This window comes from Mucilaginibacter sp. UYNi724 (genome assembly GCF_054057495.1).
Genome location: NZ_JBSRZI010000006.1, coordinates 196,909 through 210,492 on the forward strand (window position 1 = coordinate 196,909; position 13,584 = coordinate 210,492).

At 42.8% G+C, this 13,584-nt stretch carries 18 protein-coding genes; 5 read left to right on the forward strand and 13 right to left on the reverse strand.

Features of this window, described 5'->3' with window-relative positions; all coding sequences use genetic code 11:
- The 5 genes from ACVW0P_RS11200 to ACVW0P_RS11220 all read right to left on the reverse strand — a co-directional run bounded on the left by ACVW0P_RS11200 (position 1) and on the right by ACVW0P_RS11220 (position 4,476).
- A complete protein-coding gene (locus tag ACVW0P_RS11200; protein ID WP_457132166.1) occupies positions 1 to 1,239 on the reverse strand; it encodes a TolC family protein in 1,239 nt (412 codons plus the stop codon).
- Positions 1,240 to 1,399: 160 nt separating this feature from the next.
- Positions 1,400 to 1,840, reverse strand: coding sequence for a PepSY-like domain-containing protein (locus ACVW0P_RS11205; RefSeq protein ID WP_457132167.1), 441 nt, complete (start codon positions 1,838 to 1,840; stop codon positions 1,400 to 1,402).
- Between the two features lie 76 nt (positions 1,841 to 1,916).
- On the reverse strand, positions 1,917 to 3,164 hold the full coding sequence (locus ACVW0P_RS11210) for a sensor histidine kinase (RefSeq protein ID WP_457132168.1): 1,248 nt from the start codon (positions 3,162 to 3,164) through the stop codon (positions 1,917 to 1,919).
- Positions 3,161 to 3,838: a response regulator transcription factor gene (locus ACVW0P_RS11215; protein ID WP_457132169.1), complete on the reverse strand. Its 678-nt coding sequence runs from the start codon at positions 3,836 to 3,838 to the stop codon at positions 3,161 to 3,163. The genes ACVW0P_RS11210 and ACVW0P_RS11215 overlap by 4 nt, the downstream gene beginning before the upstream one ends.
- Before the next feature lie 53 nt (positions 3,839 to 3,891).
- Entirely contained in the window at positions 3,892 to 4,476 is a 585-nt protein-coding gene (locus ACVW0P_RS11220; protein WP_457132170.1) for an HD domain-containing protein, read from the reverse strand.
- Between the two features lie 256 nt (positions 4,477 to 4,732).
- Between ACVW0P_RS11220 and ACVW0P_RS11225 the strand changes: the two genes are divergently transcribed.
- Positions 4,733 to 5,215: a hypothetical protein gene (locus ACVW0P_RS11225; RefSeq protein WP_457132171.1), complete on the forward strand. Its 483-nt coding sequence runs from the start codon at positions 4,733 to 4,735 to the stop codon at positions 5,213 to 5,215.
- Positions 5,216 to 5,355: 140 nt separating this feature from the next.
- Here ACVW0P_RS11225 and ACVW0P_RS11230 read toward each other — a convergent pair whose 3' ends face one another.
- The 5 genes from ACVW0P_RS11230 to ACVW0P_RS11250 all read right to left on the reverse strand — a co-directional run bounded on the left by ACVW0P_RS11230 (position 5,356) and on the right by ACVW0P_RS11250 (position 7,936).
- A complete protein-coding gene (locus ACVW0P_RS11230; RefSeq protein ID WP_457132172.1) occupies positions 5,356 to 5,772 on the reverse strand; it encodes a hypothetical protein in 417 nt (138 codons plus the stop codon).
- A gap of 15 nt (positions 5,773 to 5,787) precedes the next feature.
- Positions 5,788 to 6,204 carry an SH3 domain-containing protein gene (locus ACVW0P_RS11235; protein WP_457132173.1) on the reverse strand — a complete coding sequence of 139 codons (417 nt, stop codon included), beginning with the start codon at positions 6,202 to 6,204 and terminating at the stop codon, positions 5,788 to 5,790.
- A gap of 2 nt (positions 6,205 to 6,206) precedes the next feature.
- The gene (locus tag ACVW0P_RS11240) at positions 6,207 to 6,551 is read right to left on the reverse strand and encodes a hypothetical protein (protein ID WP_457132174.1); all 345 of its coding nucleotides are present in this window, start codon (positions 6,549 to 6,551) and stop codon (positions 6,207 to 6,209) included.
- Between the two features lie 83 nt (positions 6,552 to 6,634).
- On the reverse strand, positions 6,635 to 7,279 hold the full coding sequence (locus ACVW0P_RS11245; RefSeq protein ID WP_457132175.1) for a PRC-barrel domain-containing protein: 645 nt from the start codon (positions 7,277 to 7,279) through the stop codon (positions 6,635 to 6,637).
- 24 nt (positions 7,280 to 7,303) lie between these two features.
- Positions 7,304 to 7,936 (reverse strand): OmpA family protein, encoded by a 633-nt coding sequence (locus ACVW0P_RS11250; protein WP_457132176.1) that lies wholly within the window; start codon positions 7,934 to 7,936, stop codon positions 7,304 to 7,306.
- Between the two features lie 297 nt (positions 7,937 to 8,233).
- Here ACVW0P_RS11250 and ACVW0P_RS11255 point away from each other — a divergent pair, with 297 nt between their 5' ends.
- Positions 8,234 to 8,776, forward strand: coding sequence for a hypothetical protein (locus ACVW0P_RS11255; protein ID WP_457132177.1), 543 nt, complete (start codon positions 8,234 to 8,236; stop codon positions 8,774 to 8,776).
- Positions 8,777 to 8,918: 142 nt separating this feature from the next.
- On the forward strand, positions 8,919 to 9,167 hold the full coding sequence (locus ACVW0P_RS11260) for a hypothetical protein (protein ID WP_457132178.1): 249 nt from the start codon (positions 8,919 to 8,921) through the stop codon (positions 9,165 to 9,167).
- A gap of 145 nt (positions 9,168 to 9,312) precedes the next feature.
- Here the strand turns inward: ACVW0P_RS11260 and ACVW0P_RS11265 are convergent, their stop codons facing one another.
- Positions 9,313 to 9,960: a hypothetical protein gene (locus ACVW0P_RS11265; RefSeq protein ID WP_457132179.1), complete on the reverse strand. Its 648-nt coding sequence runs from the start codon at positions 9,958 to 9,960 to the stop codon at positions 9,313 to 9,315.
- A gap of 201 nt (positions 9,961 to 10,161) precedes the next feature.
- Between ACVW0P_RS11265 and ACVW0P_RS11270 the strand changes: the two genes are divergently transcribed.
- The gene (locus ACVW0P_RS11270) at positions 10,162 to 11,031 is read left to right on the forward strand and encodes a glycoside hydrolase family 25 protein (protein WP_457132180.1); all 870 of its coding nucleotides are present in this window, start codon (positions 10,162 to 10,164) and stop codon (positions 11,029 to 11,031) included.
- Here the strand turns inward: ACVW0P_RS11270 and ACVW0P_RS11275 are convergent.
- On the reverse strand, positions 11,021 to 12,052 hold the full coding sequence (locus ACVW0P_RS11275) for an LLM class flavin-dependent oxidoreductase (protein WP_457132181.1): 1,032 nt from the start codon (positions 12,050 to 12,052) through the stop codon (positions 11,021 to 11,023). The two genes, ACVW0P_RS11270 and ACVW0P_RS11275, sit on opposite strands and share 11 nt — an antisense overlap.
- A 151-nt stretch (positions 12,053 to 12,203) precedes the next feature.
- Between ACVW0P_RS11275 and ACVW0P_RS11280 the strand changes: the two genes are divergently transcribed.
- A complete protein-coding gene (locus tag ACVW0P_RS11280) occupies positions 12,204 to 12,488 on the forward strand; it encodes a hypothetical protein (protein ID WP_354431690.1) in 285 nt (94 codons plus the stop codon).
- 65 nt (positions 12,489 to 12,553) lie between these two features.
- On the opposite strand, the gene ACVW0P_RS11285 is transcribed toward ACVW0P_RS11280, so the two are convergent.
- The gene (locus tag ACVW0P_RS11285; protein WP_457132182.1) at positions 12,554 to 13,384 is read right to left on the reverse strand and encodes a hypothetical protein; all 831 of its coding nucleotides are present in this window, start codon (positions 13,382 to 13,384) and stop codon (positions 12,554 to 12,556) included.
- Positions 13,385 to 13,584 lie beyond the last annotated feature (200 nt).

Genomic DNA, 13,584 nt, shown 5'->3' on the forward strand with positions numbered 1-13,584 from the left:
TTATCGGCTCCAGTAGTTAAGTTGGTTAATAAGTTGCAGCCTGCTAATGGTGTTTTGTGTAAGCAGGTTTTTTATAGTGAGGTAGTTATTCACAGCCAGTATCAGGTCGGCAATTTTAAGGTCGCCGGTTTGCAGCAGCTTGGTATCTACCTTTATCAGGCTTTCCGAGTATTTGAACTGGTCATTTATCTCGGCTATCAGTTTATCATACTCGCCAATTTGCTGGTTAAGTTGGTTTATTTGCTGTGTATATTGGTTGTTAAAAAAAGCCTTGTAGCTGCGACTGGTTTCCTGCTCAAGGGTTAGCTTTTTATAAAGTAGTTTGCGTTGCCCGCCGTCATACAAAGGCATGCTCACGCTAAAGCCTACACTGGTGCCAAAGTTTTTATAATACTGCGCTGTCAAATCAGAGTTATAACCACCATCGGCAAAAACGCTCAGCCTGGGGCGATAGCTGTAATCGATGAGTTTACGGCTATTGTTTAACCTGATGCTATCCAACTGAAACTGTTTGAAAAAGATGCTGGCGCTGCGGTCGGTCGCGTTTACTGTTTTTTGCAGGTCTGGTTTAGCTATCTCAAAAATGGTGGTGTCGGCTACGCCGGATAAATAATTGAGCGTGGCGTAATCCGTTTTATATTGCAAACGGGTTTGCGATAGTTGCAACTGCGCCTGTTTTAAGGTCACCAAAAAGGTAAGATAATCGCTTTGGCGGTAAACGTTGCCGCGGGTAAGGCGTTTCAGCAAGTCTTCTTCTTTGCTTAGCAGACTAACCACTTCCTGGTTAAAGCGTTGTTGTTGTAGGCTGCCGTAAGCGGTAATATATTGGCCGATGATGGTTCGGCGAAGGTCTTGTTCAGAAAGCCGGATGCTGTTCCGTAACGAATCGTTTTGGATACCAAGCCCTGCAAACTGGGCGTTCAAATATCCTTTGCCAATAAATGCTTTGCTTACTGTTACCAACCCGTTTAATGATTGCCCGTTGGAAATGGCAGATGAATAACCGTACCCGCGTATTACAGGTGCGTATAAACCCGCGCTGCTTGCGGTAACCTGTGGCTTAAACCCCGCACGGATGCGCACGCTATCTAATTTTGCCGATAGGATCTGGTTGTTAAGATCTTTAATTAGCGGACTATTTTTTACCGCCTGCTGCAGGTAATCATCCAAAGTTTTGCTTTGCGAAAAACAGGTTGTGGTGAGTAATAGGAGCAGAAGCAGGTTGATAAAATATTTCATCCAGGATACGGCTATTGGCTATTAAATTATGTAGTTTCCATCGTAAATCTGCTAATTAAATCTGTAAACATTTTGTGGGATAAAGAAAATGCTGCGGATGTTTATATCCGCAGCATTTGACCCGGCCACCATATCCCGCTGAAAGGCCGGGGTTTGTCATTTAATCTTGCGCTATTTTTATAAATTTGCCTGCACTGTCGAAAAGTAGGTCCTTGCCTTTTACTTCGGCCTCGTAGTTTACCTCGCCCGTGGCTGTTTTAGTAATTTTTGCAGCCTCTTTTATAACCGCGCCTTTGTAATGTTGTTTTACATATACAATTACGGTAGCAGGCAGGGTGGCTGCATTTATTTCCATTTCAGATTCTACCTGCGTGCCATCAGCCTTAAATACTGCCGACATTTCTTTGCTGCCTTGTTTAAAGCCTGCTTCAAAATCGCCTTTTTCTTTTTCCCATTTAACAGATTTAATGCCGGGGTAAGCTTTTTCAAATGCTACCTTTGCCGCTGCCGGTACATGGGTTGAATTGATCTTTTGGGCTGTAGCTGTTAGGCCTACAGTTGTTGCTATTAAAATAGCCGCTGTTGTTTTAATGATTTTCATGTTTAGTTGTTTTTATACTAAACTATTTGTCTAATCTGTACTTAATTTGGACTAAAACTGTAGGGATTTAGGATAATTAAAATATTACAGAGAACGAGTGTAATTTACCCTCTTGTATATACCGAAAAGTAAAGCCGTAATTGTCGCAGATTTGTTTACAAAGGGTTAAACCAAGGCCGATACCTTCTGACCCGTCAGATTTATAGAAGCGTTTCAACACCTTATCAAAATCAAAAGAGCCTTTACCGGTATTTGTGATGGTAAGCTTTTCTGCATCCAGTTCAATAGATAATTCCCCGTTTTGGTAATTATGCCTGATAGCGTTACTTAGCAGGTTGTTTAATAAGATCTCGATGAGCGATTTATTGGCCAGTAATTGTTTTTCACCCAAGGTTGTTTTTAGGTTGATGCCCAGTTGATGGATCATCTCCTCGTGCTGATAAATGCATTCTTCCAGTATCAATTTAACATTTACATCGGTATTATCCTTTATAAGCCCGTTCTCTATTTTGGCTAGTAATAACATGGATTTGTTCAGTCGTGTTAAACGGGTTACCGTGCCATAAATATCATTCAGTAGTTTGCTTTGCTTATCGGTAAACTCATCTGTTTGCACCAGGGTATCCAGTTTTGAGTTGATGATAGAGATGGGTGTCATCAACTCGTGCGAGGCATTTTCGGTGAACACTTTTAGGTTTTGATAATCGCTCTTCACCCGGTCGGCCATGTTGATAACGGCCTGGTTCAGTTCGGTAAACTCATCTATAGTAGAGGGAGTGCTGCTAACCGTTGGGTGGCTTGCCAGGCTAAATTCTTTTAACTGGAATAGTACTTTATAAAAGGGTTTCCAGATGCTTTTTAAGATTACCCGGTTTAGGATTATCAAAATAGCCAGCAGGGCAACTATTACACCGATTGTAATCAGAAAGATGATCTGGATCAGGTCCTCCGTTTCTACCTTCGACTGGGTCACTATTATCCTGTAATTTTGTCCCGACACCGTTACCGAACTGATGAGCGCACGTGCGGCCTCCATGTCTTTTTCATCATCGTCGCGGTAAACAGTATCTAAAAAACGGCGCTGCGCCTTTTGCTGCTTAAGCGGGGCAAAAACTATTTGCTGATGGTTGCTTTCGTAAACATCGGGCAGGCGATGGTTTTTGTTTACGTAGCTAAATACCTCATTTTCTTCAAGAACAAGGTCCTTATCAATTTGACCGGTTAAAATATGGCTGATAGTGTAGTAATAAACTATACCTGTAACCAGCATTATTATGATGGTTACGCCGATATTAACGCGGTTGTATTTGTCAAATAACTTCATGCATCGGTAAATTTATAACCCATACCGTAGGCGGCCTGTATGTAGTCGTTCGCGCCGGCTTCAACCAGTTTTTTGCGGATGTTTTTGATGTGAGAGTATATGAAATCGAAGTTATCGGCAATATCGATGCTATCGCCCCAAAGGTGCTCTGCAATGGCGCTCTTCGATACCACTTTGCCCTTGTTGGCTATGAAGTAAAGCAAAAGCGAATACTCCTTTCGGGTAAATTTTACAATTGCGTCATTTACCTTTACAGTTTTTGCGTCCAGATCGATATTGATCTCGTTAAACTTAAGAATACTACTGCCGTTGAATGTACGCCGCCTTACAATAGCTGTAACCCGCGACCTTAGTTCGGAAAGGTGAAAGGGTTTGGTCAGATAATCATCGGCACCCAGATCGAGCCCGGTTAGGCGGTCGTCTAATGAGTTTTTGGCAGATATGATAAGCACCCCATCGTTATGCCCGTTCTCTTTTAAGTGTTTAACGATATCCAGCCCGGTACCTTGTGGCAGGGTAAGGTCAAGTATCACACAATCGTAGCGGTAAACGCTTACCTTAGCCAGGGCCGTTGTAAAGTCGCCCGCTGTTTCGCAGATGCTGTCGCTGCCTGTAAAATAGGACTCGATGCTGTCGCGCAGCCCGGCCTCGTCTTCTACTATTAAAATCTTCACCCTATAAAATTAACACTTAAAATTGGAGAAATGCCATGCCAATGGCAACAGTATTAGCGCAGTAACTTATCAATATTGGCAAGCTTATGTTGTTGTAATGTGGTTTTTCCGTAATCGGTGAAATACTTATGCTGTATCAGCATGTTTAAGTTTGTTTGTCGCCATTGCTCGTCGCTGTATCGCTGGCTTAAAACAAGTTCCCATTCGGTGCGTAAGCGGGATGCATAAGCCGGGTAATCATCATCTGCCAGGTGAAACATATCTGCATCGCACATAATTTGCTGTAACAAGTTTTGCGGCGACTGCGGCATTTTGGTAGCTGTGATACAAGCTACAACTTCATCGGTGAAACTACCTTCGGCATCTTCATGCTTTAAAAAGGTTGCGGCAATGCCGATACTGTTATCCTCGTGTCCCAAATATGCATAGCAATAACCCGAGTCATGAAACCATGCAGCGGTTTGCACTACAGCCATATCGCGGTCATTTAGTTTGCAATTAAAGCCAATTTCGGTAACCGCGTTTACCACATATTGGGTATGCAGTAAATTATGAAAACGCATGTTTGGTGGCAACTGGTTACTCAATAAGTTCGTTGAGAATTTTGCAGCCTGCCGCACCAGTTTGTATAACGCCATTAAGAAACTTTTTGGCGAGTTAAGGAAAGATGTTGGAGGAATTCTGGATATAGGAATTGGTAAATCCCTTTCTGTTTAGAAATGACTGCCGGATAAACTGATTATCAAATTTAATTTCGAAAACGGCTTGCCGTCAAATAGACGCTAAAAGGACGTTCGCTCATTGTAAGTAGCTGCTCACTCAATGTTAAAAAAAGGGAAGTGGTACGCTCCTATATTTATTTCATTAAACAATTAACGTAATAAAACAAAAGCCATGAAAACTTTAAAAACATCCCTTTACCTGCTTGTAATGCTTACCGTATTTGCTGCAGGTTGCAAAAAAGACAACAGTGACACCCCCGGGGCAAGCGGTAACAACAAGTACGTTTACCAGGGTAAAGAAGAAAAAATTGCCAGCAGCAATTACACCGTACAAAATATTGCTGGTGCTAATACGTTAAGCCTCGTTTTGGAAGGTAGCGAAACCAGCCAGTGGATCCAGCTTTTCTTTTACAAAACCGGCGAAACTATCCCCGAAGGTAGCTTTACCTTTAAAGAGAATGCCGACCCTACCTATAGTCCGGCAACAAATTTTGCAGGCGGTAATGTAAATCTTGGCATAGCTGATGCGCATGTGCTTACCGGCGGAAAGATCGACGTTGTAAAAGACGGCGACAGTTATAAGATTACAGTTGACGCTACAACCAGCCGTGGCCCCGTTACAGGCAGTTACACCGGCAGTATTTCGCGTCAATAAATAGAAAGGTAAGTGTAATTTCTATCTGAAATTTAAAACAACGCCCCTCAATAGTCATTAGAGGGGCGTTGTTACTATTTAGTCAGCTAATAAATATGCCCGCTAATAATGTTAGCGGGCATATTTATCAAATACTCAGCTTAATTCCCAAATAAGCTTCCTAAGCCGCCACCCGAAATGCTTTTAGTGATACTATCAGCGGTAATGCTGCTGTCGTTAGGATCGTTGGCTTTGTGGGCAAACTTTTGCAAAAGCCCCGGCAATGCAGCAGCAATGGCGCCGGTTACCGCGGGTGGCAAACCAAACTTACTACCTAAGCTACCAACCAAGCCGCCTTCAATTGCGCTGGTAATTGGGCTGCCCGAGCTAAGCCCTCCGGCCAAGGATGATAACATATCGCCGATGCCGCCCTGAGAAGCCTGCTCTTTGATGCCGCTGTCAATATGGGTTGCAACTTCGCGGTGTACTTCGTCTGCTTTATCGGCAGGGATTTGTTCTGCAACCTGAGGATTGCCGCCCAGGTGGCTTTTTACAAGGTCTAATATTTGATCGAACATGTTATGTTTTTTTAGTTATAGTTGAGTTAAATACTGCGTGTAAGCGTACCCTTCTTCTCCCTTATCGGTACGTACCAGGCTCCATTGTTCATTGGCACGGCTTACTACCGTTACTGTTGAGTTATGCGCCGCTTTACCAACAATTGGCTGGTCGGTGCCCGGGCCTTTTCTGATATTTAAGTTGGAAGATTCTGTAGTTACCCTGGCCTGGCTGCCTGCTGCTGCAGATGCATCAATGTTCAGGATAAGGTCGCCGGCGCGAAAGTCCGGATCTATTTTGTTGTAAACATCCCATAACGAATCTTTCACAGCGCCATTGCCGGTTTTACCGTCAATGTAAAGCACACTGTCCTGCTCACGAACTTGCAAGTCTGTTACGCCCGCATTTTTTGCGGCTTGTATAAGTTCCGCATATTTTTCCTGTAGTGCCATAGTTATTTGTTTATGGTTAAATTATTGTTGATTTTTTTTGGGTGCAACGAGTTTAACGCCATCATTAACGTGGGTAATTTATCGCGTGTAATATTACCTGTCAAGGTAATCTCTCCTTTATCTACCGTTGCGGTAACACCGGGGAAATCTTTGGTCGCGTCTTTAACGCCTGTAGCTAACTGGTCGTCGGTTGCCATGGTTACCGGGGCTGTAGTTGCAGGGGTGTCCATTTTTACAGTTGCCGTGTCGGCACCTTCGTTACTCTGTTTGCTTTTACATGATGTGAATTGTATAGCTGCGATCAATGCGGCGGCCGATACAAAAGATAATAAGTGTGTTTTTTTCATTTTTATAATATTGGTTGTTTGAAATAATAGGCATAAAAAGGGCCGGCAAAATTCAATCGGCCGGCCCTCATTATAAGATCAGATTAGAATGTTGACTTGTTGCGATCGCTGCTTTCGGCATCTGTATCGCTATCAAAATCCGAGCGGCCTAATTCGTCAGAAACCTGAGAATCATTCCTTGGATAGATCTTGTTATTGAAATGTTCGTGCGTATAAAAGGTATCTGCCTGGTACACCACAATAGCATCAGTGGTGGTTGGTTCGAAAACATTCCTTATCGCAGTCTCCTTATCCGGCGATAGATTGCCTTTTTCGTATCCCTGCAAAGCAAGTAATTGCCCGGCAGTTACCGAAGGCAGGTAAACCACTTCGTTATCAAAAGTGTCTTCATCATCGTCGGTTTCCTCGCCAGTGCGGTTAACTTCTGTAATCGTATCGATTTCAGTGTTGTCTTCATTATATTGGTTGCGCAGTTCGGCAATGCCTATAGGTACCAATACTTTTTTCTCTTCCTCAATGTCTAACTCGTTTTCGGCCAGATCGATGATCATGTAACGCACATCGCGTGTTTTTGGATCGAACAGCACGTCGTCAACTTCTCCAATTTTGCGGCCCTGGCGGTCAATTACGTTCCAGCCGGTAATATCCGGTTCGCCGTCCACTATCTGGTAATCACTTCCATTAAGATCTTCCAGGTGGTTGTATTTATTTTCTTCTTCAAATGCCATAATAGTATTTTTAAATGTGGTTAATTATTTAGCGGGGAACGCTACAATTGATACATTCCTGTTTTGCTGCCTGCCTGTTTTTGTATCGTTGGTAGCTACCGGTTCGGTTTCGCCAAGCGATTGTACAGAGATTTTATCGGTACTGATGCCATTTTTAACAAGCCAGTCTTTAACCGCGTTTGCGCGGTCGGCACCTAATTGTTTGTTATGTGCTGCATCGCCTGTTGCATCGGTACTGCCATAAACGCCTATTACTGCACCTTCAAAACGTTTTTTTAACGATGCTGTAACTTGCATCAATTTAGCATCAGCGCTCCCTTGCAGTGTATTTTTATCGGTAGCAAATAAGATGTTTTCGCCAAGGCTGTAAATTGTGTATTGGTCATTTCCACGCACGCTAACGTCCTTATCGGTAATATCCGCATCCGGAGTTTCAGGGGCGTTGAAATCTACTTTGCTCCAATCGGATTGAGTAGCCGCCACAGCATTGCCTGCCGAGGTGTCTGTAACTGCGGTGGTCGAATCGGTTGCTACTTTGTTTGCTGTGCCGTTGCCGCATCCCTTTAATAGGAAAAATAAGACAGCTAACACAACCAGCCCTAAAAGGATCCAGATCCACGGGGTTGATTTTTTTGGTTCTACTTCTAAATGTGCCATTTTTGTTGTTTGAGTTTATGATTTAGTTAACCCCCATAATGCAATGGAGATAAATTATAAACACATTAGTAGTTAAATGTTTTTATAATAAGTAACATTTATTTACTTATATGAAATGTTATGAGGTTTGGAGAAGTTTAACACCAACCAATGATTGATTTGGCTGGTTGTCGATTCGCAAAAATCTTAAAAGAGCTTCTTTGTTTTAGAACGTTTATGCTTAGTATTTGCAGTTAACTTATCACATAAGCCAAACCGCAGGGCCAGATGTTGGTTATATAATGTAAGTTGCTTTAAATGACTCATAATATGATCAGGACGAAGAGAATAACATTATTTATTACACTGTGTATGGCGGCAATGGGTCTTCAAGCCCAGCCGAAACAAGAAGTTCTAAAGATTTTTTGGCCAACCGAGTATCAATGGAAGATGGGCTCTAACCAGCAGGGTGCCACGCAACAAATGGTTGAGATAATCCCCGGTAACCAAACCTTCCAAAACTGGTCCATACTTGGTACTATGTTGGTACTGAAAAACGCCAAGAGGCCGCTTGCTCAAATCCCTCCTGTATTTCTTGCCCAAATGCAAAAACGTGCTAAGGATGCTAAGCTAATGGTAATTGAGCAAAGCCAAACGAACGAGTACAACTGGATCATGTTCAAGCTTCAGGCTTCTTCTTTTATAAATAGCGCCAAGCCCGAGTCGCAATTGTATTATGTAATTCAGGGTAAATCTGCCCTGTTTATAAATCTCGTTGCTGTTAAGGAAGCCACACTCTCGCCATTGTTTTTAGAAAAATGGGCGGTGATTTTTAAAAGAAGTAAGATTATAGTAAAGTAAATGGCGCTTTATGTTTCAGACTGATCACTTTTGTTAACCTCGCAATTTGCGGTTCATCTAAATAAGGTGAAACAAGAAGCACGTGTTCAAAAGCGAACCTCATTTATAATAAACATTTGAAATTTTGAATCGTTATAAACCAATGGAAAGTTATCAAGTAGCAGTTACAAAAGATGCCAAAACCTATCAGTTTGAGATAGGGGAGTACCCGCATCATGACGACGGGCGTTGCAAGTACCGCGTGTTTGAAAATGGTGTATTTATAGCCAGTTTTGAGCCGGATGCACAACATCTTTTACAGATCTGCCAAAACCCAGGCCACGTTAACGAGAATATATTGCATCTGCTGGCCGATAAGATAGAGGCTTATCATCTTAAAGGGTCGATTTAGGGTTTTTAAATGATCTTGTCCCCGTCCTCGGGCGGTATCTCATCTGGTAATTCGTCAGCGCTTTAACGGTAGTATCCGCGACTTTCCGGAATAAGAATTTATATTTTGAAATTAATAAGCTTTTGGCAATTTAATTTCATCTCAATTATAATATATAGAGTTGATCTGCTTTAGCATATAATTCGTCATTTTCGGGTAGGTCATACACCATGCAATTGAATAGAGCCAAGCCAAAGAGCAATTTGTGTTTATCGGGTTCAATAGTATTACCAAGCAAATCAGTTTTCCAATTATTGTTGGGATATTTTTGTTTATATTGCAATTCAAGAGAGCCTAACATGTTTTTCAGTTCAGCGTAATCTAACCAATGAGGTAGCGCGAAGTAACCTATAAGCTGCCCAATTTTGTTTCGTAATACAATGTCTGTGGTAGTAGCTTTTCCGTAATAAAAATAAAAATAAACACAAAGCGCACTGCTTATAACACCTAATAACAAAAATATAATTGCGTTTGTTAAATGGCTATCGCCATAATCCATAAAACCAACATAGGCAATAAACAAAAACCAGGCGGCAAACCCCATAGTAAGCAACCTGCCGTAAACGGCTTTTACACTTTTAGAATTTACTGCGATTTGAAAACCACTGCGGCTCCTAAATTCAGAACCGGTTACAAACATTGAACTAACTGGGAATATAGGTACGAACATAATTGAGAAAAACTTCGACTCGACCCATTGATTATTAACACTGGCCACTTTACCGCAAAAGCGTGTTCCGAAAACTATAAGCATGGTGAGAGGTTTTGATAAAAATATATCTTTTTTGCCGAAATTCTTGAAGTATATTTTCTATTCCTTTAGCGATATCTTCATCTGGCAATCTTAAAGGGCGTATTTCGGAGTCTGCAATGTTTAAGCATCATACGGTTAATTACTAACCGGAAATCTTTATATCAGCCTCTTGCCGGGCTGCCAAATTAATTACTTTTGCACGTGCCTGTTAGAAAGAAAACTGCCCCGCCTGTTAAAAGGAAAACCATCAGTAGGAAGAAAAAAGCCAAAGCGCCTTTACGCTTAAAATATTACCTGATTTCGCTTGCTATGTTGGTGTTGCTGTCTCCATTTTATTACCCCTACATTATTAAAACGGCATCATATACCTGGCGATGGATCAGGGATATAGGCCAGGATTCAAATTATCGCACCTACAAAAGTTTTGGTATCAAAATTCCTTCTAATTATGAGATCCATGGTATTGATGTATCATATGCACAGGGCAAAATAAACTGGCCGAAAGTGGTTGCCATGGAAGAAGACGGTGTACGCGTCCGCTTTGCATTCATTAAAGCTACCGAGGGCCTGCTTACTGTAGACCCCTACTTTAAACGTAATTGGCGCGAAGCAAAAAAAGCAGGAATTCCGTGCGGTGCTTACCATTTCTTTCGCCCTAAAAAAAGTGGTTTGTGGCAGGGGAGGTTTTTTGTACAAAATTCATCTATTGAAAGCGGTGGCCTGCCGCCCGTAGCCGATGTGGAACGCCTTGATGGTAAAACGCCCGCCGCCATGCGTAAAGAATTGCGCGATTTTCTTCTCTACGTAGAAAATAAAACCGGCGAAGTGCCCATCATTTATACCGGCATCAGCTTTTACCGCGATTACCTTGCCGGTTATTTTGATGATTACCCGTTGTGGATTGCGCACTACAACCAGGATAAGTTAAACGTAAGCGTACGCACCAATTGGAAATTTTGGCAACACTCCGAAACCGGCCATGTGAACGGCATAGGCCACACAGTAGATTTTGACGTGTTTAAAGGGGATAGCCTTGCCTTTAAGCATTTTATATCCGGTGCTAATCGTTAATTTCTTTCCGTACCACGGGCGCTACTTTGGTACCCAGCAATTCTATTGCTTTTAGTATTTTATGGTGCGGGGTGTGGCCGGTAACCAACTGTGCCAAAAAACGGGTATTGCCAAATAACTCGTACTGTGCCATTATTTTATCTATAGCTTCCTGCGCATCGCCCACAATCAGCGGGCCATCAGTACGCAGGTACTCAAACTGGTCTGTACTCATGGGCGACCAGCCCCTGTCGCGGCCAACCCGGTTCATTAATGCTTCGTACGACGGATAAAAAGCATCCTTAGCTTCTTGTGCGGTATCGGCAGCCAAAAATTGGGACGAGATACCCACCTGTAATTTGCTAACATCATGCCCGGCCTTCTCTGCCGTCTCGCGGTACAATTCAACAAACGGTACAAAATGTTTTGGGGCGCTTCCCAGTATAGCTATCATCAATGGTGAGCCAAGCCTGCCCGCGCGCATGGCAGATGCTGGTGTACCGCCAACGCCTATCCATATGGGCAGTTGCTCCTGCAATGGCCTGGGGTAAATGCCTTGGTTATTTATAGGCGCACGGAACTTGCCCTTCCAGGTAAGGTTTACGGTTTTGTTTATCTGCATCAGCAGGTCAAGCTTTTCTTCAAACAGTTCGTCATAATCGTCAAGGTCGTAACCAAACAGCGGGAAGGATTCGATGAACGAGCCACGGCCTGCTATCATCTCGGCCCGGCCGCCGGATATGAGGTCGGCAGTGGCAAAGTTTTGGAATGTGCGCACAGGGTCGGTAGAACTTAAAACCGTTACCGAGCTGGATAGGCGGATATTTTTGGTAATAGCGCCTGCTGCTGCGATAAAAATTTCGGGCGATGAAATCACAAAATCGGGCCGGTGGTGTTCGCCAAAGGCAAAAATATCCAGGCCAACCTCATCGGCCAGTTTTACTTCGTCCAACAATTGCTGTACCCGTTCGTATGCCGAGCGGTCGTTACCCGCAGTGCCTGCGGGGTTAACTTCTCCAAAAGTGCTGATGCCAATTTCCATAAGTGCAAATAAGCTAAAAAATAAAATAAAGTGTGTCAGCTTTAAGTATAGTTAGGCTAACCTAAAGGTTACTTTGTGGTACCGCGCTATGCTATACATACTAATAACCTATATTGCACCGTATTATATAAAACTTAAAATACCATAACATATGAAATACGTAGCATCGCGCCTGTCGGAAGGGAATAAAATGTTTCCGGCAGAGATAATGACCGAAGAGAACGGTATCACTATAAAGATCCCCGGCCTGTTTAGCGGCGATACCACCACCATCGCTTATGACAGCATTTCGGCAGTGGAGATAGATACACCACTTATCGGCTATTCTACCATCCGTTTTTACCATAGCGGTAACAAGGTGGAAGTACATGGCTTCAGCAAAAACGACGTAAATGAAATTAAAGCCTTTATTGAGCAGGGCAGGTCTAAAAAGTAGAAATTAAAGTAAAGCGAAAGCCCTTCTAAATATTTAGAATGGCTTTCTTTATGGGAAAATTTTCATCAATAGTAACTGATAGCGTAAGTTTCCTTTTGTCCCTGGAAGTAATTGGCTTCGATACGGGTTATGCGCCCATTGCTATCTTTTTGATAATTGTACGTATAAAGAGTTTGCTCAACCGTTTTTGGCGAGTCGTCGCTTTTAAGGTAATCGCGGGTGGTGTATTTGCCGGGCATCAGGTTACCGCCAAACATATAAAAGGTAGCGCCGCTGTGGCCGCTGCCGCCTGCATCCATAAAAAACGAAGGGTAAGATGCTGTGCCAAAATGGTTAAAGCCGAAATTTTTGGTGCTTAACGAGTTTTTAAACTCAGCTTTAAAGTCGCTAAAAGTGGTAACCGTGTAGTAATTATACTGCATGTAGCCGCGTTTTATTTTGCTCAGGTTATTGTCCGCATCATAAATAAAATCGGTCTGGCTTTCGTCTCGATAGTTAGTAGTGGTGAATTTTGATTTAGTCAAAATAGATTTAACACGGCCCTGGTCATCATAAGAATACAATAAGCGGTAGTCGTTTCCCACCCCGTTAAGGCCTTTGGTGTCTACCTGCGTTACGCGCCCCTGGGCGTCTATCTGCATGCTGGATGTGTACTGTGGCCCGCCGAACGATTTTTCTATTTTAAGCTCGGAGTATGCCCAGCTTTTGTCGCGTTGTTGGTCGTCGTAATCGAAGTGGGCATTATCCAGGCTGTTTGTATAGGTGATTACCATATCTTTAACCAGGGAGTTTTCAATAGCGCCGCCGGGCCCTGCGCCATCCTTTTTGCATGATTGTGTTGTTGTTGCAATAGCCGCTATCAGCAGGCATAGCACGGTGGTAAATTTTGTTTTCATTTTGGTTTGATGTTTTGTGATAAGTAAAAGTAGCAGGCTGCTACCGGCTATTTTGGCATAACGAGCGGGCGGGGGCTTTGAATGAGTTGAATTAGAACAACTAATTAGGCAACTGTTGTTATACAATCATCAAAACCCCCGTTCGTGCATTGCAATTATTCATATATCTTAATGCCTGAAAAACTATTCACGCTGTTTGT

What these genes read in the sequence shown, in the direction of transcription:
- ACVW0P_RS11205 (WP_457132167.1), bottom strand. Translation starts at nt 1,840, where the DNA reads ATGAAAATCATTAAAACAACAGCGGCTATTTTAATAGCAACAACTGTA.
- ACVW0P_RS11280 (WP_354431690.1), top strand. Translation starts at nt 12,204, where the DNA reads ATGAAATACGTAGCATCGCGCCTGTCGGAAGGGAATAAAATGTTTCCG.
- ACVW0P_RS11210 (WP_457132168.1), bottom strand. Translation starts at nt 3,164, where the DNA reads ATGAAGTTATTTGACAAATACAACCGCGTTAATATCGGCGTAACCATC.
- ACVW0P_RS11235 (WP_457132173.1), bottom strand. Translation starts at nt 6,204, where the DNA reads ATGGCACTACAGGAAAAATATGCGGAACTTATACAAGCCGCAAAAAAT.
- ACVW0P_RS11220 (WP_457132170.1), bottom strand. Translation starts at nt 4,476, where the DNA reads ATGGCGTTATACAAACTGGTGCGGCAGGCTGCAAAATTCTCAACGAAC.
- ACVW0P_RS11225 (WP_457132171.1), top strand. Translation starts at nt 4,733, where the DNA reads ATGAAAACTTTAAAAACATCCCTTTACCTGCTTGTAATGCTTACCGTA.
- ACVW0P_RS11285 (WP_457132182.1), bottom strand. Translation starts at nt 13,384, where the DNA reads ATGAAAACAAAATTTACCACCGTGCTATGCCTGCTGATAGCGGCTATT.
- ACVW0P_RS11240 (WP_457132174.1), bottom strand. Translation starts at nt 6,551, where the DNA reads ATGAAAAAAACACACTTATTATCTTTTGTATCGGCCGCCGCATTGATC.
- ACVW0P_RS11275 (WP_457132181.1), bottom strand. Translation starts at nt 12,052, where the DNA reads ATGGAAATTGGCATCAGCACTTTTGGAGAAGTTAACCCCGCAGGCACT.
- ACVW0P_RS11260 (WP_457132178.1), top strand. Translation starts at nt 8,919, where the DNA reads ATGGAAAGTTATCAAGTAGCAGTTACAAAAGATGCCAAAACCTATCAG.
- ACVW0P_RS11200 (WP_457132166.1), bottom strand. Translation starts at nt 1,239, where the DNA reads ATGAAATATTTTATCAACCTGCTTCTGCTCCTATTACTCACCACAACC.
- ACVW0P_RS11265 (WP_457132179.1), bottom strand. Translation starts at nt 9,960, where the DNA reads ATGCTTATAGTTTTCGGAACACGCTTTTGCGGTAAAGTGGCCAGTGTT.
- ACVW0P_RS11245 (WP_457132175.1), bottom strand. Translation starts at nt 7,279, where the DNA reads ATGGCATTTGAAGAAGAAAATAAATACAACCACCTGGAAGATCTTAAT.
- ACVW0P_RS11250 (WP_457132176.1), bottom strand. Translation starts at nt 7,936, where the DNA reads ATGGCACATTTAGAAGTAGAACCAAAAAAATCAACCCCGTGGATCTGG.
- ACVW0P_RS11230 (WP_457132172.1), bottom strand. Translation starts at nt 5,772, where the DNA reads ATGTTCGATCAAATATTAGACCTTGTAAAAAGCCACCTGGGCGGCAAT.
- ACVW0P_RS11255 (WP_457132177.1), top strand. Translation starts at nt 8,234, where the DNA reads ATGACTCATAATATGATCAGGACGAAGAGAATAACATTATTTATTACA.